The organism is Brevibacillus sp. FSL L8-0520, assembly GCF_037963895.1.
GTDB classification, from domain to species: Bacteria; Bacillota; Bacilli; order Brevibacillales; family Brevibacillaceae; genus Brevibacillus; species Brevibacillus borstelensis.
This window is the reverse complement of the sequence record NZ_CP150171.1, coordinates 2,658,773-2,679,368: the sequence shown is the minus strand read 5'-3', so window position 1 is coordinate 2,679,368 and position 20,596 is coordinate 2,658,773. Positions and strand designations below refer to the sequence as shown.

General features: G+C 51.5%; 17 protein-coding genes. 7 read left to right on the top strand and 10 right to left on the bottom strand.

Annotated features, from left to right (window positions below; all coding sequences use genetic code 11):
* Positions 1-19: 19 nt before the first annotated feature.
* From NSQ24_RS13330 to NSQ24_RS13315, 4 genes are all read right to left on the bottom strand, one after another.
* Complete coding sequence (locus tag NSQ24_RS13330; RefSeq protein ID WP_338461093.1) at positions 20-721, bottom strand: amino acid ABC transporter permease; 702 nt, start codon at positions 719-721, stop codon at positions 20-22.
* Between the two features lie 33 nt (positions 722-754).
* The gene (locus tag NSQ24_RS13325; protein ID WP_003386838.1) at positions 755-1,576 is read right to left on the bottom strand and encodes an amino acid ABC transporter substrate-binding protein; all 822 of its coding nucleotides are present in this window, start codon (positions 1,574-1,576) and stop codon (positions 755-757) included.
* A gap of 41 nt (positions 1,577-1,617) precedes the next feature.
* Complete coding sequence (locus NSQ24_RS13320) at positions 1,618-2,646, bottom strand: LLM class flavin-dependent oxidoreductase (RefSeq protein ID WP_172920307.1); 1,029 nt, start codon at positions 2,644-2,646, stop codon at positions 1,618-1,620.
* A 129-nt stretch (positions 2,647-2,775) separates the two neighbouring features.
* Positions 2,776-3,699: a LysR family transcriptional regulator gene (locus NSQ24_RS13315; protein WP_003386840.1), complete on the bottom strand. Its 924-nt coding sequence runs from the start codon at positions 3,697-3,699 to the stop codon at positions 2,776-2,778.
* A gap of 301 nt (positions 3,700-4,000) precedes the next feature.
* On the opposite strand from NSQ24_RS13315, the gene NSQ24_RS13310 reads away from it, so the two are divergent.
* From NSQ24_RS13310 to NSQ24_RS13300, 3 genes are all read left to right on the top strand, one after another.
* Positions 4,001-4,480, top strand: a complete 480-nt coding sequence (locus tag NSQ24_RS13310; RefSeq protein WP_003386841.1) for a MarR family transcriptional regulator — start codon at positions 4,001-4,003, stop codon at positions 4,478-4,480.
* Positions 4,481-4,497: 17 nt separating this feature from the next.
* Entirely contained in the window at positions 4,498-5,721 is a 1,224-nt protein-coding gene (locus tag NSQ24_RS13305; protein ID WP_035989194.1) for a multidrug effflux MFS transporter, read from the top strand.
* A 252-nt stretch (positions 5,722-5,973) separates the two neighbouring features.
* Entirely contained in the window at positions 5,974-7,191 is a 1,218-nt protein-coding gene (locus tag NSQ24_RS13300; protein WP_152562260.1) for a chromate transporter, read from the top strand.
* Between the two features lie 43 nt (positions 7,192-7,234).
* Here NSQ24_RS13300 and NSQ24_RS13295 read toward each other — a convergent pair whose 3' ends face one another.
* Together NSQ24_RS13295 and NSQ24_RS13290 are read right to left on the bottom strand one after the other, a co-directional pair.
* Positions 7,235-8,077 carry an aldo/keto reductase gene (locus NSQ24_RS13295; protein WP_339167992.1) on the bottom strand — a complete coding sequence of 281 codons (843 nt, stop codon included), beginning with the start codon at positions 8,075-8,077 and terminating at the stop codon, positions 7,235-7,237.
* 39 nt (positions 8,078-8,116) lie between these two features.
* Positions 8,117-9,313 carry an MFS transporter gene (locus NSQ24_RS13290; RefSeq protein ID WP_339167991.1) on the bottom strand — a complete coding sequence of 399 codons (1,197 nt, stop codon included), beginning with the start codon at positions 9,311-9,313 and terminating at the stop codon, positions 8,117-8,119.
* A 200-nt stretch (positions 9,314-9,513) separates the two neighbouring features.
* Here NSQ24_RS13290 and NSQ24_RS13285 point away from each other — a divergent pair, with 200 nt between their 5' ends.
* On the top strand, positions 9,514-9,885 hold the full coding sequence (locus NSQ24_RS13285; protein WP_003386848.1) for a helix-turn-helix domain-containing protein: 372 nt from the start codon (positions 9,514-9,516) through the stop codon (positions 9,883-9,885).
* Between the two features lie 164 nt (positions 9,886-10,049).
* On the opposite strand, the gene NSQ24_RS13280 is transcribed toward NSQ24_RS13285, so the two are convergent.
* The 3 genes from NSQ24_RS13280 to NSQ24_RS13270 are packed head-to-tail and all read right to left on the bottom strand — an operon-like array spanning position 10,050 to position 14,875.
* Positions 10,050-11,285, bottom strand: coding sequence for an efflux RND transporter periplasmic adaptor subunit (locus NSQ24_RS13280; protein ID WP_339167989.1), 1,236 nt, complete (start codon positions 11,283-11,285; stop codon positions 10,050-10,052).
* Positions 11,286-11,310: 25 nt separating this feature from the next.
* Positions 11,311-14,439, bottom strand: a complete 3,129-nt coding sequence (locus NSQ24_RS13275; RefSeq protein ID WP_031933333.1) for an efflux RND transporter permease subunit — start codon at positions 14,437-14,439, stop codon at positions 11,311-11,313.
* Between the two features lie 19 nt (positions 14,440-14,458).
* A complete protein-coding gene (locus tag NSQ24_RS13270) occupies positions 14,459-14,875 on the bottom strand; it encodes a MarR family transcriptional regulator (protein WP_003386851.1) in 417 nt (138 codons plus the stop codon).
* 175 nt (positions 14,876-15,050) lie between these two features.
* On the opposite strand from NSQ24_RS13270, the gene NSQ24_RS13265 reads away from it, so the two are divergent.
* The 3 genes from NSQ24_RS13265 (at position 15,051) to NSQ24_RS13255 (ending at position 18,530) form a co-directional block, all read left to right on the top strand.
* Positions 15,051-16,262 (top strand): sensor histidine kinase, encoded by a 1,212-nt coding sequence (locus NSQ24_RS13265; protein ID WP_003386852.1) that lies wholly within the window; start codon positions 15,051-15,053, stop codon positions 16,260-16,262.
* Positions 16,263-16,274: 12 nt separating this feature from the next.
* Complete coding sequence (locus NSQ24_RS13260) at positions 16,275-16,967, top strand: response regulator transcription factor (RefSeq protein ID WP_003386853.1); 693 nt, start codon at positions 16,275-16,277, stop codon at positions 16,965-16,967.
* 336 nt (positions 16,968-17,303) lie between these two features.
* Entirely contained in the window at positions 17,304-18,530 is a 1,227-nt protein-coding gene (locus NSQ24_RS13255; protein WP_024984754.1) for an MFS transporter, read from the top strand.
* 156 nt (positions 18,531-18,686) lie between these two features.
* Here the strand turns inward: NSQ24_RS13255 and NSQ24_RS13250 are convergent, their stop codons facing one another.
* Positions 18,687-20,423 (bottom strand): amidohydrolase, encoded by a 1,737-nt coding sequence (locus NSQ24_RS13250; protein WP_003386855.1) that lies wholly within the window; start codon positions 20,421-20,423, stop codon positions 18,687-18,689.
* Positions 20,424-20,596: the final 173 nt, after the last annotated feature.

The window sequence follows — 20,596 nt, the reverse complement described above, 5'->3', positions numbered from 1 at the left end:
CCCTTTCCGCAAAATGATGTCAGGCGCTTGCCCACTTTCTCTCATGCCTCTGCAGCCTCCGCTCTGCGCCGGCAAAGCCTTTTTCCAGTACGATTACGACGAGATAATAAATGATCGCCAGCCCGATATACACTTCGAGCGCATGCGCCGTTGCCGAGATCAGTGTCTGCCCCCGCCCCATCATATCCATCACGCCGATGCTGAAAGCAAGCGATGTGTCCTTGAGAAACCCGATGACGGAATTGGCAAAGTTGGGAAAAGCGATCATCCCCGCTTGCGGCAAAACGATTCGTACGAACGCCTGCCTACCCGTCAAGCCTGCAGCGTACGCCGCTTCTATTTGTCCACGGTCCACACTGTTGACTGCAGCGCGGATCGTCTCCGAGAAAAAGGCAGCACTGCTCAAGGAATACGTCGCAATGACGAAAAACAAAGGGTTTGCCCGCGAAACGTCCAGATGAAACAGTTGCAAAAACGCCGGGAGCCCGTAAAAGACGAGAAACAACTGGATCAATACCGGCGTTCCCCGGATAAAGGAAACGTAAATCGCTGCGAGCTGGCTGAGTACCGGCACGTTGTACAACCGGGGCAGCGCGATCAAAAGAGCCAGCCATAAGCCAAAGAAAAGTGCTGCGACGAGGATGAACAGCGTCACCGGCAAATACGCCAGCAGCTTGGGGAGAAACTCAAAGATTAATGCCGGGTCAAATGCTTTGCCCATGGCGTTTGCCTCCCTCGCGACGAAAAGACTCCATTACTGCTCAACGGTGTAGTCACCGCCCAGCCATTCTGTGCTTAATTTCGCCAGCGTTCCGTCTGCCTTGATTTCCCGCAAGGCTTCATCGATTCGCTGCTTCAGCTCCGTCGCGTCTTTTCGCAAAATGTAATAGACTTTCGAATTCGAAAGCGGCTCCCCGACCGTTTTCAACTGCGCATCCACCGATTTATTGAGAAAATCGATGGCAAACTGGGTGCTGATGGTTGCGTCGACCCGCCCCGATTTGATCTGGGCATTGGCATCCTCGCCCGTGCCGGTGTAGACGATGTTGATCGGATTGCCATGCTCTTTGTTCCACTTCTCAGCGAGCACCGCGGCATTGCTCGTCGCAGTCACGATCAGCTTTTTCCCCTTCAAATCCTCGATGGAGCGTACCTCGTTGTTGTCCTGGCGAACGACAACCTTGTTGGGAAAAATATTGTAAGCCTCATCGTTGAACAAGAACTTGGCCTTTCTTTCTTCATTTACTTCCATCTGATGGGCGATCAGATCGATCTTGCTTGTCTCCAGGCTGAGCAGGAGGTTTTTGAACTCAAAGGTTTTCAATTCAAATTCGTAGTCTGGAAGCCGCCTGTCGATCTCTCTGATCAGCTCGACATCATAGCCGGTCAGCTTGCCATTTTCATCAATAAAGCAGATGTTCGGAAATGAAGTGCCCGTACCCACCACAACCGTTTTGACGCCGGAAGCCGCGCTCGCCAGACTTCCCCCTGCCCCTTGGGTTACCGGGCCGGGAGAGCAACCGGATGCAACCAGGAAGGTGCCGATCAACAAAGATAACAACGCTGTTTTTTTCATAACATTCCCTCCATTTGATTTGTGGACAAAGGCGGAGTCCCCTACCGGCTTGGTATCGACTCGTCCGCGAATGCTTCCTTTACTTGCACATACGAGTCGAGGCGCCTGTGGAAATCCTTGAGCGGCACGGTGATGATCAGTTCGTCGACCTGATAGACGCGCTGAAGCTCCAGCAGCTTATTGCGAACGGTATTTTGTGAACCGGCAATGATATTTGCCTCCTTTACCTCGATCCTGTACTTTTCCCCGGATTGTACGCCGAAAGCTTCGGCTGCCTCTATGCTGTTCACAGTCAACGTTCTCCCGCCTTCGAGATGGATCTTGACATTCTTGTATTCCGAAGCCCATTCCCTGGCTTCCCGATCAGTCGCCGCTACGATCACCGACAGCGCCAGAATGGCTTCTCTTTTGGCAGCCTCGGCAGGAGATTTTGCGGAAAACCGTTCTCGGTAACGGATAAAGGCAGCGCGTATCACGGCCTCATCCCCGTTGATAAACTGGGCAAAGACGTAAGGCAAGCCAGCTTGTGCGGCCAATTCGGCACTGGAGGTGCTTGTTCCGAGCAAATAGATGGGAGCCGGGGTTTGCGGGATCGGCGTCGCACGCAAGCCAAACAGCGGATGCGTCTCTTCAATCCGGTTATGCAGATAGGCATCCAGCTCCTTGAGCTTTTCCTCCAGCGGCTTTGATGTTCCGCCCTCTTGCTGCAGGGCCCTCGTGGATAAAGGGAGTCCGCCCGGCGCACGGCCAATGCCCAAATCGATGCGCCCCGGGGCCAACGCTGCCAGCACGTTGAAATTTTCAGCGACTTTATAGGGACTGTAATGCTGAAGCATCACTCCTCCGGAACCGAGCCGGATACGCTTTGTCTTGGCTGCCAAATATGCAAGCAACACTTCGGGCGAAGAGCCGACGACGTCATCAGAATTGTGGTGCTCCGACACCCAAAACCGATGGTAGCCGAGCTCCTCCGCTGTTTGGGCCAAGGTGATGGTATGAAGAAACGCTTCTTCCGCCGACTCCCCCTTGCCAATCTGGCTTTGATCCAAAATACTTAACCGAATGCTCATGGTCGCTCCCTCCTCGCGGGCAAGCTGAACGATAACTTTTATTATTCCGATTTGTTTAATCGGGATTTGTTGTAAAAAAATGTACCACCGCCTCCTCGCACAGTCAATCGGCTGGGTAATCAGCTTTTTCTATTCATGAATAGAGAAGTTCAATCGTGATTCATGGAAGCTGCTTTTCCAGTCGATTTCTTTCCTCAGAGACAAAAATGTGTTCCAGATTTCGCCGCCCTCCCCTTTGCGTGCGATCACATTCGTTCGCAAGGTTAACGAGGTAAGAGCTGGTATCGCAATCGGGCAAAGCTGCTTTTCCCGTACTTCCCTTCTCGCGCATGATTCGGGCAAAAAACCGATCCCCAGTCCTTTGCATATGCATTTTTTCGCGGCCTCTACATTGTCTATGTACAGATCGATGGACGGTAGTCGGGACAAGGACTCAAACAGTCGGTGAAGCTTGATCCAGTCAAGCGAGCCGCATTCAAAAAAGACCAAAGAGTAATTCCCTGCTTCTTCTATCGTGACATTATCCTGCTCCCATAACGGATGGCCTGGATACACAAAGAGACGAATCGGGTCTTCATAAAACATGACCGAATCAATCCGCGGATGTGTGATGTTTCGCACCAGTCCCAGGTCGATTTCGTTTTCCGTCACCTTTTGCAAAATCGCTTCGGATGGTCCTGTCACCAGCTTGATCTGAAGCTCGGGGTATTTTTTTCTCAAGACCGGCAAGATTTCCGGGATCAAGTAATGGGATACCGATGCTGTGCAGCCGAGGCGTATTTCCTTTATTCCCGCGCCAGTTGTCTGAAGCTGCTGTTTTCCTTTTTTATACGATTGCAGTATCTGCTGCGCATACGGAAGAAACTGCCTCCCTTTTTCCGTCAGGGTGAATTTCCTGCCTTCCCGGTGAAACAGCTTGGTGTCCAGTTCACGCTCAAGCGATTGAATCCGGGCCGTGATGGATGGCTGCGACAAGAACAAGGCATCTGCTGCTTTGTTAAAGCTGTTAAAGTGGACGACGTAAACAAAAGCTTCCAGATTTTCGATATTCATCTGTCTCTCTCCTCGTATTCCAGGCTGACTGCTGTTCTTTGCCTTCTCGCGGGCCCCACTAAAAAAAAGAGACAGAATCCCCCTGAAAGGTATTCCTGTCTCTAGTGGTCTAGTCGACATGTAGTTCTCTTATCGGAATAGTTTGGATTATTTTACGTACTTTCTCAGCTTTTGTCAATGCTTCTGGAGTGCCGTTTTGTCCTCTTTTTTCCCCCAGCAAGCAGCTTGTTCATCCATTGACAAAAAAGAGGCAAAGCTTTACACTCATTTTCATTAGTCGGCTAAACGAAGGGGGATCTTCATGGCTTTTGACTACTCCACTGCCCTAACCCATCTGATGAGCCATGTGATGAAGCTGTACCGTCACAATGTCGACCTCTTGATTCAAGCCTACGATGTTTACCCCGGTCAGCCGCCGCTGCTCATCCGTCTGGCGGAAGAGGACGGCCAGATTCAGCAGGAGCTTGCCCGCAAGCTAAACATCAAGCCAGCCACGATGACCGTCATGGTCAACCGGATGGTCAAGACAGGACTGGTGGAGCGCAGAAATGACCCCCACGATCAGCGAGTGTCCAGGGTCTTTCTCACCGAAAAAGGACGCCAAGCAGAGAAAGCGGTAAAAGAAGCGTTGCAAGAGATCGAAGAAAAGTGCTTCGCACACTTTACCCCGGAAGAAAAGGAGCTGTTCCGCCGCTTGCTGCAGCAAATGCATAAAGATTTGGAGGATGTACAGTCGTCGAAGCGTTCATCGACGGAAATTTGCACAGAAAGGTTTGAATGATACTTGTGAGTGATCCAATGATTTCGTACAACCGTACAACCGAAAAAGCGATTGGCACCAGCCGTTTGATGATGGTTCTTGTGCTCGGTTCTTTAACCGCTTTTGGACCTTTGTCTCTCGATATGTACCTGCCGTCGCTGCCAAAGATCGCCGAAGAATTGCAAACGAGCACTTCTTTGGTCCAATTAAGCCTGACATCCTGCCTGCTCGGCCTTTCTGCGGGACAGCTTTTGGCAGGACCGCTCAGCGATGTACAGGGCAGGCGCAAGCCGCTTTTGATCGGTCTGATCGTCTACATTGTCACCTCTTTGCTGTGTGCCCTTATGCCTTCGATTTGGGGCTTCGTCGCGCTCCGGTTCATTCAAGGGGTTGCCGGAGCCGCCGGCATCGTGATTGCACGGGCGATGGTTCGGGACATGTACTCCGGGACAGAAATGACGAAATTCTCCTCGATGCTGATGCTCGTCAACGGTGCTGCTCCGATTCTGGCCCCTATTTTTGGCGGCCAACTCCTGGAGGTAACGTCTTGGCGGGGTGTATTCATTGTACTTGGAGCAATCGGGGTCCTGATGCTGGTCGCGGTCTTGCTGAAGCTGCCTGAGACTCTGCCCGCAGAACGCCGCGCACCCGGCGGCTTGACACAGACGCTCTCCACCTTCCGCGGCCTGCTCACCGACCGGAACTTCATGGGCTACGCGCTGTCCTCGGGTCTCGTGTCGGCGGCGATGTTTGCTTACATTTCCGGTTCGCCCTTTGTGATTCAAAATATTTACGGGGCTTCGCCGCAAATGTTCAGCTTGTTCTTTGCCATAAATGGCCTGGGGATCATTATCGCCGGACAAATTACCGGAAAGCTTGCCGGACGCGTCAGTGAGAAAAAGCTGCTGATCATCGGACTGGGGATCGCTGTGTTCGGCGGCATCTCGCTCTTGGCCATGATCCTCATCGGCGCTGGACTTGCAGCTGTCCTGCCGCCGCTATTCCTCGTCGTATCCAGCGTCGGTATCGTCAGTACGACTGCTTTTTCACTGGCGATGCAAAACCAGGCCAAAGCGGCAGGCAGCGCCTCTGCGCTGATCGGCCTGCTCTCCTTTGTTTCCGGCGGCATCGTCGCCCCTCTCGTCGGGATCGGCGGCAGCGGCACAGCCGTACCGATGGGTGTCGTCATCGCGCTTGCCGAAATTGGAGCAATCCTGTGCTACCTTTTGATGATCAAGCGTAAAGAAACGACCGTGGATTGAACGCCATTTTCAAAAAACGCAGAGATCGGGTAACATGCAGGGCTGGATTCCTGCTGAAACCTCACCATGTGATACCGCACGTGTGCGGGGGAGGCGGCTCCATCCACCCACTGCTTCGCTCGGAACACGCAAAAAAGGGACCTCACCTCTTACCAGGCTGAACCAGGTAGAGGCAAGGTCCCTTTTCGCTGTTATAATGAAAAGAAAAAGACCGGTCCTAAACCGATCATTCTGCATCCGAAAGGCGGGACGATGTTGGAATTGGAGCCTATGCTTTCAAAGGAGCGACAAACGAAGCAAAATCAGTGGAGAAACGTAAAAGAGATATTCCTCGTCGCCACAAAGCTGGGACTTACCTCTTTTGGCGGACCCGTCGCGCATCTCGGTTATTTTCATAATGAGTATGTTCGCAAACGCAAATGGCTCGACGACCAGGCGTATGCGGACTTGGTTGCGCTCTGCCAGTTTCTCCCCGGCCCGGCCAGCAGCCAGGCAGGGATCGGGATCGGAGTCATACGCGGCGGCATTTGGGGCGGAGTTGCAGCCTGGATCGGGTTTACGCTCCCTTCGGTGCTTCTCCTTGCTTGTTTTGCTTCGTTTTTAAGCGCTGCAAACAGCCTTGATGCCGGCTGGATTCACGGGCTGAAAATCGTGGCAGTCGCGATCGTTGTGCAAGCGGTTCTGTCTATGGGACAAAAGCTCGCTCCCGACCGGATTCGTGCAACCATCGCCATGTTAACCGCTGCGGTGTGTCTAATGTGGCCAACTGCGGCGGTTCAAGTGCTCGTTATCCTGCTGGCAGGAGCGTTTGGATGCCTCGCGTGGAAACAAAGTGACCATTCCCCGGATTCGGAGCTGCGCGTGCCGATCAGCCGGACAGCCGGATTGCTGTGCTTGCTTCTTTTTTTCGCCCTCTTGGTTCTCTTGCCGATCCTAAGCCACATCGGCGGACCTTCATGGATCAGCCTGTCCGACCATTTTTATCGGGCCGGTTCATTGGTATTTGGAGGCGGTCACGTCGTCTTGCCCTTGCTCGACAGTGAACTGGTCCGTGCAGGTTATTTGTCAAAAGAACAGTTTCTCGCCGGATACGGTGCTGCACAAGCGGTCCCCGGCCCGCTCTTTACATTTGCCGGTTACCTGGGAGCCATGATCGGAGGTTGGTCAGGTGCTCTTTTCGCCACGATCGCTATGTTTCTCCCGGCTTTTTTGCTCGTAATCGGAACGCTCCCATTTTGGCATACGCTGCGGAAAAATCCGCGCATCCAGGGCGCTTTGCGGGCGATCAATGCGGCAGTCGTGGGAATTCTATTGGCAGCGCTCTATCATCCGATCTGGACAAGCTCGATCCAGTCTTCTGCTGATTTTGCCTTGGCAGGATTCTTGTTTTGTCTCCTCGTGTTCTGGAAAACCCCGCCATGGATTGTAGTGATCATCGGCGCTTTGGGAGGATGGATGCTCCCTTTATGAAAGGAGCCCTCTTGCGATAGTCAACAAGAGGGCTTTCGGTCTATTAAAAGTCAAAGTTATCCGGATCCGGACCGACTCTGAGATTTTGATTCAAGCTGTCGATTCGCTCCATCTCTTCGCTCGTCAGCTCAAAATCGAATACCGTAGCGTTTTCGACGATTCGCTGCGCCTTTGTCGATTTGGGGATCGTAACCACTCCGTTTTGCAGGTCCCAGCGCAAAATGATCTGGGCAACCGATTTGCCGTGCTTTGTTGCGATCTCCTGCAGGACTGGATTATCCAACAATTGCCCCTGCATGAGCGGCGACCACGCTTCCAACTGAATGCCGTGCTTCTGGCAATACGCCTGAAGCTCTTTTTGGGTCAAGCGCGGATGGTACTCCACCTGGTTCACCATCGGTTTGATTTCTGCATCCTTCATCAAGTCTTCGAGGTGATGGATTTGGAAGTTGCTGACCCCGACCGCTTTGACCCGCCCTTCTTTGTAAAGCGTCTCCAGTGCCCGCCATGCCTCTTTGTATTTGCCCGCTACAGGCCAATGAATCAAGTACAGATCAAGATAGTCCAGCCCCAGCTTGTCCAGGCTTGCCTGGTAGGCAGCGATTGTCGATTCATATCCCAGGTCGGCATTCCAAACCTTTGAGGTGATGAACAGCTCCTCCCTTGCGATGCGAGCTTCTTTCATCCCTTCACGGATCCCTTCTCCGACTCCTGCTTCATTTTCGTAAATCGCTGCAGTATCGACACTCCGGTACCCATGAACGATAGCGGTTTTTACGGCATTCACCAATTCCGGCCCTTCTTCTACCTTAAATACTCCCAAGCCGAGCCAAGGCATTTTTACCCCGTTATGCAATGTTGTTGTATCTTGTAAATGTTTTGCCATGATGAAAGTCCTCCTGACTATGTGAAATGGAAATGATGATTATGCGCGTTGCTCTCTTTGATCCCTTTGCTCCAATGCCCGACTCCAGCCGGACAAGACGACAGCCGCCAGTACCATGAAGCCGCCGATCCATGAGGTATGAATGAGACCGATGGAATCGGTAATGACCCCGCCGAGATAGGAGCCGATGGCGATACCTGCATTAAAGGCGGCGATATTGATCGCTGAGGCGACATCTACAGCACTGGGGACAAAACGCTCTGCCAGCATGACGACGTACACTTGCAGACCAGGCACGTTCATAAAGGCGAACAGTCCCATCAGAAAGATCGTAATCAAGCCAGCTACTTTGAACGGTGCGGTGAACGCCAAAAGAAAAAGGACTGCCGCTTGCACGATAAACATATAAAACAAGGCCACAATCGGCTTTCGATTCGCTACTTTTCCGCCAATTACGTTTCCGACTGCAATCGCGATGCCGTACACAAGCAAGATGACCGCGACCGTTTCAGCTTTAAACCCTGTTATATCCTGAAGCAGTGGAGACAAATAAGTGAAGACGACGAACGTGCCCCCATACCCCAACGCGGTAATCAAGAATACCAGCAGCAACCGCCCATTTGTAACGAGCTTGAGCTGATCGCCAAATTTTGTGCGAATCCCTTTTGCCAAATTGCGAGGAACCAGGATGCCGTTCGCAATCAAGGCGATAGCCCCTACCGCAACAATCGCTACAAAGGCAAGCCGCCACCCGAACTGTTGACCGATAAAGGTTCCGATCGGCACTCCAGTAACGGTAGCCACCGTAAGGCCTGTAAACATGATCGAGATCGCGCTGGCTCTGCGATCCTCCGGCACCAAATTGGCGGCGATGGTAGACCCGATTGACATAAATACACCGTGCGCGAAGGCGGACAAAACACGGGCTATCAGCAGAATGCTTACGCTGGTCGAACTGGCTGCAATGCTGTTCCCCGCGATAAAGACGACCATGATCCATAGCAAAAGTGTTTTCCGGTTCATGGTGGAAGTCAGTGATGTCAGGATTGGCGCGCCGACCGTGACCCCAAGTGCATAGAGGGAAACGGTCAGCCCGGCTGTCGTGACAGAGATGTGTAAATCTTGAGCGATCAGCGGCAGTAATCCCACGCTGATAAATTCTGTGGTTCCTATCGCGAATGCACTCACTGCCAATGCCAGCAGTGCCCACATATTACGCTTATGATCCAAAGGCATGGTTCCTCCTCCTGTTTGTGTCTATTTCTAGGGCCCTAGTTGCCAACAGACTATCTAAATAAAAAAGTATAGTGATTTTCCGCCGGCAAATGCTATTATGGGAGTTATAAGTCAAAAAGAAAAGAACGCACTTTTTTGTGTCATAGGTACTCAAAAGTATGATAGGCACTTTTTGGTGCCTGTTTTCAGGAGGTAGCACCATGCAAAAGAAGAAGTACAACATCGCTGTCGAAGCAACGCTCGAAGTCATCGGAGGCAAATGGAAATGCGTCATCCTCTGCCATTTGACCCACGGCAAAAAGAGGACGAGCGAATTGAAACGGCTGATGCCAGCCATTACCCAAAAAATGCTGACACAACAATTGCGCGAGCTGGAGGAAGACGGGGTCATAAACCGAATTGTGTACAACCAAGTCCCGCCCAGGGTCGAATATGAGCTCAGCGAGTATGGGTGGAGCTTGAAAGGAATACTGGACTCCCTTTGTGCCTGGGGAGAAAGACATATTACCAAAGTATACGGAGATAAATTTGCTGTCCTGGAGGAAAGCATCTTAAATGAACAACTGAAATAAACGCTGTTGAGCGGAGGGCTCCTTCGTTATTTTGTTCCAAACCGCTTGATCCAAACCGACACAAAAAAAGAGCTGTGCCGCAGCCTCCTGCGATTGCACAGCTCTTTTCTGTCTTGTCAGCCTTCCCGGGAAGGTCCGTACAGGCCCATCCCGAAATGCCTTTATTACTGAATGATCGATACTTTTTTACCGTCTTGCAGCAATGTCTGTCCTTTGACGACTACCTTATCTCCCTCGGCCAAACCGGATTTAATCACGATCTGGTCGCTCGTTTCTTCACCAGTAGTGACTTCCACCTGCTTGGCGACTTCATCCTCGATACGGAATACAAATTTTTTGCCCTCTCGTTCAAACACGGCTTTGCGCGGAACGATCAGCTCCTCTTCCTTGCCGGAGACTTGACCTGCAAACGTAACGTTCACGACCATGTCCGCCTTCAGCTCGTTGGAAGGGTTCGGGATCGAAATTTCGATCGGATACGCCTTGAGCTGTGAATTCATCACAGGGCTCACCGCCGATACTTTTGCTTCCACTTCTTTGCCGAGAATCGGGATGTTTACCTTTACGGCCGTACCCACTTTGACTTTTGTGATGTCTTGTTCAGAAAGATTCGCTTTGACCAAGAGCGGGTTTGTGTTGACGATGACGACAACGGGAGTTCCCTGCGAAGCAATCTGTCCAACCGCTCCGTTTACGCTCGAAACAAAGCCGCTGATCGGCGCTGTCACGACTGCATTCGCCAGCTGCTCTCTAGCATTTTGCAAAGCGACCGCTGCTTGGTTCACGGTTGCTTCCGATACTTGCAGTGTTGTTTTTTGCTTGGTTGTTTCCAACGTTTGCTTAGCGTTTTCATGTGCAGTCTGTGCATTCATCAGACTTGTGTTTGCTTGCTCGAACTGCTGGGATGAGATAGCCCCTTGATCAAACAGTTGTTTCATCCGTTGCTGGTTCAGCTGGGCATCCGTCAGTGCTTGTTCAGCTTGTTTCAAGCTGTTTTGTGCCTGTACCAGGCTTTGATCCGTACTGCTTCCCGACTGCTTGAGATTCGCCAGTGCCACCTTATAGGCTGCTTCCTGCTGGGCGACTGTATTGGCGAGATCCGTCTCATCCAGTTTAAACAAGACTTCTCCCTTTTTAACAGGCTGACCCAGCTTTACCGGGAGGCTTGTAATTTTCCCGCTGACTTTGGGACTGATCTGTATTTCCTCGCTTGGAGCCAATTTGGCTGAAATTCCCGCTTCGCTGCTGACGACTCCTTTTTTCACCTGTTCAATCTGTACGGGAGTCGCCGCTTCTTCTGCCTGCGTATCTGACGGAGCAGCTGCTTCCGGCTGGGAGCAGCCAGCTACGAGCAATGCCACGGATAGCGCTAAAATAATGGGTTGTTTTCTCACGTTCACATTTCCCTCCTTATCCCACATGCACTTACGATTCGATGACTGGAACGCTTTGTTTTTGTTTCCGCTTCTCTCTTTTCCGGTTGCGTCTGTCGCGCAGTTTCTTGCCGAAATCATCGAACAATGTCGTGACAACAGGCACCAGCACCAATGTAATCAACGTGGAGAAGCTCAGACCAAAAATAACGGTGATGGCCATCGGCGCTTGAGACTCACTACCGGAACCCGTTGCGAAGGCAAGCGGTCCAATCGCAAGGATCGTGGTCATGGTCGTCATCAAAATCGGACGAAGACGAATCGGACCTGCTTCCAGAATCGCTTCGTGCAGGGAATGCCCTTTCGCACGCAGTTGATTCACGTAGTCGATCAATACGATCGCGTTGTTCACGACGAGACCGATCAAAAGAATGTAACCGATCAATACGGATACGCTGAGCGGTGTCGCTGTCACCAGCAGTCCGAGAAGTACCCCGGTAACTGTCGGCGGTACCGAGAACATAATGATAAACGGCGTGTAGAAGGATTCAAACTGCCCCGCCATAACCATGTACACGAGTACGACTGACAGGATAATTGCCAGTCCGAGGCTAGCGAAGGACTCAGCCATGTCCTCCGATTGACCGCCAAAATCAACTTTATATCCATCCGGCAGCGTGAGCTTCGACAGCTTCGCCTGAATGTCTCGCGTCACCGAATTCAGATCGCGCCCGGCCAGATCGCTCGTAATCTTGATCTCGCGAGACAGATTGGAACGATTGATCGCCAGCGGAACCTCTACCTTGGAAATCGTCGCTACAGAGGAAAGCGCGACTTGCGCTCCGCCCGGCGCTGAAATCCGCAGGTTTTTCAGATAGTTGATATCTTCTTGGTAAGATTCAGGAAGTTTGATCTTTACATCGATTTCATCGTCGCCTGTACGATATTTCGTTACAGTCTGTCCTTGGAAAGACGTACGGACGCTGGACAGGATTTGCCCCGTAGTAAGTCCATACATACTAGCTTTCTCGGCATCCACCAGCACTTCGTATTCCTGCAGCGTATCTTCCATACTTGTCGCTACGTTGGCTGTACCCGGGATACTCTTGATTTGTTCCTTGATGATGCCGCCGATGTCTTGCAAGACAGCCAGATCATCACCACGGAGGGTAAGCTCTACCGGGGAGCCTGTCGCGAAGCCTTGCGAGGAGCTTACGGTAATTTCAGCTCCAGGTATCGACGCCACTTGTTTTTGCAGGTCGATGGCGATATCGCTCGACGAACGAGTCCGCTCGGTCACATCGACAAGCAGCAATGTCACTGACGCCCGGTTTGATGTTGCAGTGGCTGCAATCGGCGAACCGCTGCTGCCGATCGAGGTAGACAAGGTTTTCAGTTCCGGTACTTTCGAGGCGATTTCTTCGATTTGCTTGGCAACCTTCTCTGTTTCCTCTACAATCGTGCCGTTCGGCATCTTAATGGAAATGGACACCTGTCCTTCATCCATGGCCGGCATGAACTCTGCTCCGATCATCGGCGTCAACAGCAGAGAGCCGATCATCGTACCGATGGTCACGAAAAGAACGGTTTTCCGGTGGCCCAGGGACCATTTCAAAAGGCCGCGATAGCCGTTTTCCACTCTCTTGAATCCGATATTGAACCATTTGACAGGGTTGACGCCCCGGTACCCTTTCATATCACCATGATGCGGCACTTTTTTCAAGATGCGCGAGCTCATCATCGGCACCAGCATGAGCGAGAACACCAGTGCGGCGATATGGGAGTATACGACAGTCAGCGCCAATGGACCGAACAATTCAGAAGCGATTCCTTCCGTCATGGCAATCGGAAGGAATACGCAAATTTGCGCCAAAGCGGACGCCATTACGGCGTTTCCGACTTCTTTGGAGCCGACCAGTGCGGCCTCCATCATGCTCTTGCCTTTTTCCCGCTGTCGGAAAATATTTTCCAAAATAACAACCGCAAAGTCAATCAATGAACCAAGTCCGAGAGTCAAACCGGACAAGGAGATCAGGTTGATCGTCTGTCCTGTCATGTACATCAACAGGAAGGTCGCGACGATCGAAACAGGAAGAACGATCGTGGCAATCAACATCGATTGAAAACTTCCGAGGAAGAAGAACAGCATGATGATCCCGATACCGCCACCCAGCAAAGCGTGCTCAGCAGTGGTGTAAATGGAGTCCTTGATATAGGTTGACGTATCCATCGTATTTGTGACGACGATGTTCTCCGGCAGATCCTTCTTCAGCTTCTCCATTTCTTTTTTTACGGCATCAGCGACTTCGATCGTATTGCCCCCTGATGCTTTCGTAATGGACAGGCCCAGGCTTGGCTGCCCGTTTACGTAGTTCAACTGCGTGATCGATTCCAGTGTATCTTCGACAGTCGCAATGTCTTTTAACCGGATCGAGCTGCTTCCTACCGGAATGGGTGTCATGGCGATCTGATCGACACTCGCGAACTCGCCTTGCACCCGGATGTTCATTTTGCCGTCGCCTTCACGGACAGAACCGGCAGTACCCGAGATGTTGTTGCTTCCGATGGCTTGTTGAATCTGTTCAAGCGTCAGTCCGTATGCAGACAGCTTCGCCGGGTCCAATGTCACATCGACAACCCGGCCCTGACCGCCGCCAATCGATACGGAAGCGACGCCATCAATCCGCTCCAGTCGGGATTGAATGACATCTTCGGCGATTTTCTTCAACTGGTTTACATCTTGTTCGCCAGTCAGCGCGTAGGTAAGGATCGGCTGACTGTTCGGATCAATTCTAAGTACCCGCGGAGCATGTGCCGAATCCGGCAATATCCCCCGCACCTGGTCTACCTTATCCCGCATATTCAGGGTCGCCTGGTCCAGATCTGTTCCCCAGTTGAAGAACAAAATGACCTGGGAAGCCCCCTGCATGGAGACCGATGAAATGCTGTCCAGGTCCGCTACCGTACCCAGCGCATTTTCTATCGGCTTGGTCACCAGCTTTTCTACTTCGCTTGGCGAACCTCCGTCTACAGAGGTAACGACCACAGCTACCGGAAAGTTCAGCTCCGGCATCAGGTCGATGGCCAAACGAGGCAGAGACACGAATCCAAAAATAATCATGGCGACCGTCAGCATGATCATCGTGACGGGTCGCTTAATCGAAAGTGCAGATAGGTTCACATCCACTCACCTCTTCCAGTCAACTAGTAGCTCTTTTTTTATAGGTGTACATCTCGTGAAGGACATGGAGTGATGAGATGATCTGAGCAGTTTTTCCTTCGAGTGTCCCTACGTATGATTCGTCAGATTCCACCTCTTCCCCCTTGGTTATGCGCAAAGTCGGAGAAACCCATACGATCCGGCGATCGTTTCCGTCTCTCAACCGTTTCACCAAATCTTCTCGCTCCAATCGGTTTACAAGCCCTGACGTGGTGCTGTAGGGAAGTTCGACCGCTTTGCTGATCTCGCCGATTGTTTTCGGTCCATCCTTGATTTGTTCCAAAATGAGAACCTGTTGCCAAGTCAGGTCTTGTGTATCCAGTTCTTCTTCTGAAATGGAAGAAAACACGGCATTCGCTTCACGCAACAGCTTTGCCAACTGAATCAGTTCCTTCATTCCTAGCCTCCCTTATCAAACCAGCAACGTACAACATCCTTTCTCTGGATGTAATTGTCACAACGTATATTGTAAACATAGGACTTCCGTATGTGATCTATCGACGGATTGATTATAGATTCGAGCAGGTCTATCTACAGATAGATGACACACGTGGTAGAATGGAAGCAAGAAAATGAAAATGTGTGGAAAGAAGGGTGTCGCTTTGTTTAAACGAATACTGGAAGCCTTGCAAAAGCGATACTTTACCGTTTGGTTTCTGGCTTTGATTGTCCTGATTTTAGTCCCGAATTCATATATGCATGAAACTCCGACCCAATTCGCTTTTTCGTTTGCCATTCTGGTCTGTCACTTCTGGCTGTTCTGGACGCCAAAGAGCCTGTGGACCCCTTTGCGCACCGAATGCGTTACGTTGTTGATCGGTTTGGTTACAATCATCAAAGCGCTCGCCGGAGGTTCGGAGACGATTGGGCTATTGTTCCCCCTTGTCATTTTTGTCGGCGTCAGAATGGAAGAAAAACGGGCCCTGATCTACGCCACCGGTCTTGGGTTGATCGGACTATTGCTTTTGATCAAGGACCACTCGTTCTTCTCGCCGCATTTGGTCCCCTTCGCGCTCACCTTTATTGGCTGCTATGTCGGAGCAAAAGGGTACCGGGTCCAGTTCGATGCCTATGAGCAAAACCAGCTTCATCTGGAGCAGCTTCAAAAGGCCCATGCCCAACTGAAAGAAGCCCATAACGAGCTGCAGGAGGCTGCCGTCCATACGATGCAGGTGGCCGTCCTGGAAGAACGCACGAGGATTGCCCGCGATCTCCACGATCAGTTGGGGCATTCCCTCACATCTCTGATCGTCCAGCTTCACGCCTTGCAATTCATGCTGAAAAATGGGCCTAGCGACGCACAGGAAGCGGTACGAAACATGCTTTATGTAGCCAAGCATAGTCTGGAAGACATTCGCGGATCTGTTCACACGCTGGCGAGTGACCAGTCTTCCCTTGGTTTGGCTCCGCTGCGGGCGTTCCTTTCCCAAACGGAGAAAAACACCGGGCTGCGCTGCAAATTGGTTGCAGACGATCCCGAGCTTGGGTTGACACAAACCATTTCCATCGCTTTTTACCGAATCTTGCAGGAAGCGGTTACAAATACGCTGCGCCACTCCGAGGCAGGTCAATTGGACGTAATCGTTACCCAGGATGATACCCACTGCTATATGTGCATCCGTGACGATGGAAAGCTGACACCTGGTGAAACCATTGCACCGGGATTTGGACTATCAAGCATGAAAGAACGTGTGACGGAGCTGAATGGCTCCCTCTCCTACACCGCGGTTGAACCACATGGGTTTGAAATCAAAGTGGTGATTCCGTACCAGGATATCGCTTAGGAAGGGATAACGATGGTGCAAACAGAAAACGAAGGCGCAAAAAAAATCAAAGTGTTGCTTGTCGATGACCAGACGATGATCCGACAAGGCTTGGGCTATGTCATCCAGATGCAGCCGGATATGGAAGTCGTCGGCGAAGCGGCAGACGGCGAAGAAGCGATAGAAAAAGCGGCAGCTTGCCAGCCCGATGTCATTTTGATGGATGTGCAGATGCCCAAGTGCTCCGGAATCGAAGCAACACGCCAAATCTTGAAGCAATCGCCCCGCATCAAGGTGTTGATTCTCACTACCTTCGACATCCAGAATTACGTAGTGGATGGGATTCGCGCGGGCGCTGTCGGGTATATGCTAAAGGATGCCGATTCCCAGGAGATGCTCGAACTGATTCGCAGCGCTTATCAGGGAGCTGTCCTTTTTCATACCGGTACGGCTGCCAAGGCGTTGGCAGAATTGCTCCGCAGTCAAGAGCCCGTTGCGGCAGAGCCGACTGAAAAAGGGTATGTCCTATTGGAAGACTTGACGGATAGAGAATTGGACGTCCTTCAGCAGCTTGCGTATGGTTTCCGCAACGACCAGATTGCCCAAAACCTGTTTATTTCGGAAGGAACCGTCAAGACGCACGTCCATCGGATTTTGCAAAAAATGGGCGTTGAAGATCGTACCCAAGCCGTTGCGCTGGCCCTCCGGCACAAGCTTGTAAAATAAGTGAGCTCCAATTCATCCCCCCCTTGTCTGCGTTTTACAATCGCGCTGCAGATGTGAAGCCGGTCATCCTGTTTCGGGTTTCCGGCTTTTTTGTCTTCTTTCGCTTCACCCAATATGGATATACGAACAACTTGCAAAAAGATTTCACTCTATCGAGAGTTTTCTGCCGCAAAGTGCATCTTTCAGAAATCTGCCAGTGTGAGTGCGGATGAAAATCTGTTATTAAGCTTTTGCAATAGGCCTATGTATTTTCTTGATAACTCTCCACGATAAAGGAGTGTTAAAATGAACATATTGTGAACGTTGTTCTTTCTATTGAAAAGGTTGTGTTGCAGCATGTCTTTCTCGTGGAAACGGAATCTAGTCGTCTTGTGGATCGGCGTCTTCTTTTGCAGCGCTGCCTATTCCATCTCCATCCCTTTTTTGCCGATCTTTCTCCATACCTCGCTGGGTGTTAATGAGCATCTGGAAGCATGGTCGGGCATTTCTTTCGGGATTACGTTTCTGGCCAGTGCGTTAATATCTCCCTATTGGGGATCTCTGTCTGACAAGTACGGGAGAAAACCCATGTTGATTCGGTCGGGTTACAGCTTGGCCGTTTTGTATTTTCTCAACTATTTGGTGACGGACCCTTATTCGTTCCTGGCACTTCGAGTCCTGCAGGGGCTTTTGGCCGGATTTGTGCCTGCCTCGATTGCACTTGTCGCGACGAATACGCCAGACAAGCATGTCGGCTACGCTCTTGGCATCATGGCTACTTCCGGTGCTACCGGCGGGATCATCGGGCCACTTATCGGGGGCTTTGTCAGCCATCTGTGGGGAAACCGGGAAGCGTTCCTTTTCTCCGCTGTAGTCGTCTTGATCGCGGCATTAATTGCCACATTTTTCGTAAAAGAAACGAATTTCAACCGGTCCGGCGAGCGTTCGCATGTTGCAGACGATATTCGTCTCGCGATGGCTAACCGCTCCTTTGTCACCATTCTCGGCCTGGCCATGGTCGTAACGATCTCCGTCATGCTTCTGGAGCCGCTGCTCACCGTCTACGTCCTGCAGCTCGGGGCATCTCAGCAAGATGCTTCGCTCAGCTCGGGCATCATCTTTTCCGCGGTCGGAATCGCCACGGTGCTGGCCGCTCCGCAATGGGGCAAGATCGGCAACAAGATCGGCTACTCGAAGATTCTCTTTATCGGCTTGTTGGGCGGCGGAATCGGGAACCTGCTTCAGTACTTTTTCACCAGCCTGTACGGCTTTGGCATCCTGCGCTTTGTTTACGGGTTGTTTTTCGCGGCCGTCTATCCGTCTTTGAATGCGCTGATCGTGAAAGTAACAGACCCTGAATTCCGCGGCAGAGCATTTAGCCTCAATCAATCCTCTACACAGCTCGCCAACATGATCGGTCCTGTGCTGGGAGGCTTTTTGGGAGGCTGGATTCCCATCCGGACGGTATTTATTATCAACGGGATCGCATTGTTGGTCATTGCCGTACTGATGAAAACAAAATTTGCGATCCAGGCCCCCGCCAAAGAAAGCAGGGACGTAAAGGCAGATCATTCGACTGCTTGATGATTGCCACCGGCAAATGATCACCGTTCTATAAGGTCTATCGCACTCTGAATGTTGATTGAAGGTAAAAAATGCTGCCCGTTCCAGCAGATTCGTCTACTGGAAGAGCAGCTTTTTTTTGCTTAAAGCCAATTCATTCCCTATTCACTATTCCCTTTACTTGAACGCCTCGTTTCGATACACTTCTTTGCCTTCAAACAGCGTCCAGAGAATGTTCGTTTTCTTGATCTCCGTTGCCGGAATCGCAAACAGGTTTTTATCCAGAACGACCAGGTCTGCCTTCTTGCCCACTTCGATAGAACCGGTAATGTCCTCTACAAAATTGGCGTAAGCCCCGTCAATCGTAAAGCTGGCAATCATGTCGGCCAGTGTGGCGCGTTCATCCGGGTTGGCAATATCTTTGGGGTCCGTTTTGCCCTCTTCAATCCGGGTGATGCCTTGTTGAATGCCGTGCAGCGGATTAAACTCCTGGGTCACAATGTAGTCGCTGCCGGAAGCCATCACGATGCCTGCGTTGATCATGCTTTTCATCGGGTACTCCTCTTCGGCCCGCTCCCGGCCCAAATACGGGACCTCGATTTCTTCAAAGAACCCGGGCTCCTTCAAGAACCAGTAAGGCTGCGGGATTCCGATGACGCCCAGCTTTTTAAAGCGCTCCATATCTTTTGGATTGAACAATTGCAAATGAACAATGGAAGGACGAGCATCCCGCTGTCCGTTCTTTTTCTCCGCATATTCGAATCCGTCGAGAGTAATTCTCGTCGCTGCATCGCCGATCGAGTGGACGTGCAGCTGGAAGCCGGCTTTATCGACAGCCGCCGCCGTCTCGTTGTACACTTCCGGGTCCCAGATCAGCTGGCCCCTCGTATGCTTGTGCTTGTACGGCTCTTCCAGATAGCCGGTAGCACCCTCTACGACGCCGTCCATGAATATTTTCACCGCGTTGATCTGAAAATGAGGGCCTTTGTTCTCTTCGCGCAGCTTGATGAACTCTTTCACCTGCTCCGGACCCTTCGCCGGGTCTGCAGTAATGGCGTTGCGGAAGCGGACAGTCAGCTTGTCTTCCTCAGAGAGCTGCTTGTACGCCTCGAGCACGTTTGGATAGCGCAGCATGTCCGGATCGCGCGCTGTCGTGACCCCACGCTCGGCGGCCAGCTTCTGATATTCCAAAATTCCGTTCATATACTGCTCGACTGAAAGACCCGGAATTTTCTTCAGCACGAGGTCCATCGCCTTTTCGCGCAGTGTTCCTGAAGCCTCTCCAGTAGCCGGATCGCGCTCGATCAGACCTCCGTCCGGATTCGGCGTGCTTTTTGTGATTCCCGCCACTTCCAATGCCTTGGAGTTTACCCACAGAGAATGACCATCATCCGATGTGAGTGCGATCGGGATGTCTTTGGATACTTCATCCAGCGCCTCTTTACGCGGTCCAATTCCGGTGGCAGCCGAGTTCGTCCAGCCCCGCCCCTGGATCGCGGTTTCCTCTGGATACTTCTTCACAAATTCCTTGACAGCTTTCACGTATTCTTCGATCGACCCCAGTTCAAACAGATCGACTGTGTAAATCATGCCGGTCGTCTTGCTGGCATGGGTATGGCTGTCGATGAAGCCCGGCAGAACCATCTTCCCCTTTACATCCACCACTTTAGTCTGTGCCCCGGCGTACGCTTTTGCTCCTTCGTTGGTACCGACATAAACGATGGTATCTCCCTTGACTGCGACCGCTTCGGCCCAGTTCCGGTTCCGGTCTACCGTATAGACGGCACCGTTTTGCAGGATCATGTCAGCCGGCTGGACAGCAGATTTTGTCTGGACAACCGGTTGGGCATGTCCGATCGACGGCACCAGCAGGGATGCCAGCAGCAATGCACCTGCCGCTTTCTTTGCAAACATGCTACTCCTCCTTTTTCTGTCTGACTTATGCAGAATAATAAATGATTGCGACGGACAAATAAGCTTTTGCGTATATGTACGTTCCGCTCATCCATCATAAGGTACAATGGCGATGTTTGGCAATTCATATAGGAAAGAAAACGACATAAGTTTGGAAAGATTCATGAAAAAGC

Bases quoted from the DNA above. Each gene is read 5' to 3' on its own strand.
- NSQ24_RS13330 (WP_338461093.1), bottom strand. From the start codon at position 721: ATGGGCAAAGCATTTGACCCGGCATTAATCTTTGAGTTTCTCCCCAAG.
- NSQ24_RS13325 (WP_003386838.1), bottom strand. From the start codon at position 1,576: ATGAAAAAAACAGCGTTGTTATCTTTGTTGATCGGCACCTTCCTGGTT.
- NSQ24_RS13320 (WP_172920307.1), bottom strand. From the start codon at position 2,646: ATGAGCATTCGGTTAAGTATTTTGGATCAAAGCCAGATTGGCAAGGGG.
- NSQ24_RS13315 (WP_003386840.1), bottom strand. From the start codon at position 3,699: ATGAATATCGAAAATCTGGAAGCTTTTGTTTACGTCGTCCACTTTAAC.
- NSQ24_RS13310 (WP_003386841.1), top strand. From the start codon at position 4,001: ATGGCTTTTGACTACTCCACTGCCCTAACCCATCTGATGAGCCATGTG.
- NSQ24_RS13305 (WP_035989194.1), top strand. From the start codon at position 4,498: ATGATTTCGTACAACCGTACAACCGAAAAAGCGATTGGCACCAGCCGT.
- NSQ24_RS13300 (WP_152562260.1), top strand. From the start codon at position 5,974: ATGTTGGAATTGGAGCCTATGCTTTCAAAGGAGCGACAAACGAAGCAA.
- NSQ24_RS13295 (WP_339167992.1), bottom strand. From the start codon at position 8,077: ATGGCAAAACATTTACAAGATACAACAACATTGCATAACGGGGTAAAA.
- NSQ24_RS13290 (WP_339167991.1), bottom strand. From the start codon at position 9,313: ATGCCTTTGGATCATAAGCGTAATATGTGGGCACTGCTGGCATTGGCA.
- NSQ24_RS13285 (WP_003386848.1), top strand. From the start codon at position 9,514: ATGCAAAAGAAGAAGTACAACATCGCTGTCGAAGCAACGCTCGAAGTC.
- NSQ24_RS13270 (WP_003386851.1), bottom strand. From the start codon at position 14,875: ATGAAGGAACTGATTCAGTTGGCAAAGCTGTTGCGTGAAGCGAATGCC.
- NSQ24_RS13265 (WP_003386852.1), top strand. From the start codon at position 15,051: ATGAAAATGTGTGGAAAGAAGGGTGTCGCTTTGTTTAAACGAATACTG.
- NSQ24_RS13260 (WP_003386853.1), top strand. From the start codon at position 16,275: ATGGTGCAAACAGAAAACGAAGGCGCAAAAAAAATCAAAGTGTTGCTT.
- NSQ24_RS13255 (WP_024984754.1), top strand. From the start codon at position 17,304: ATGTCTTTCTCGTGGAAACGGAATCTAGTCGTCTTGTGGATCGGCGTC.
- NSQ24_RS13250 (WP_003386855.1), bottom strand. From the start codon at position 20,423: ATGTTTGCAAAGAAAGCGGCAGGTGCATTGCTGCTGGCATCCCTGCTG.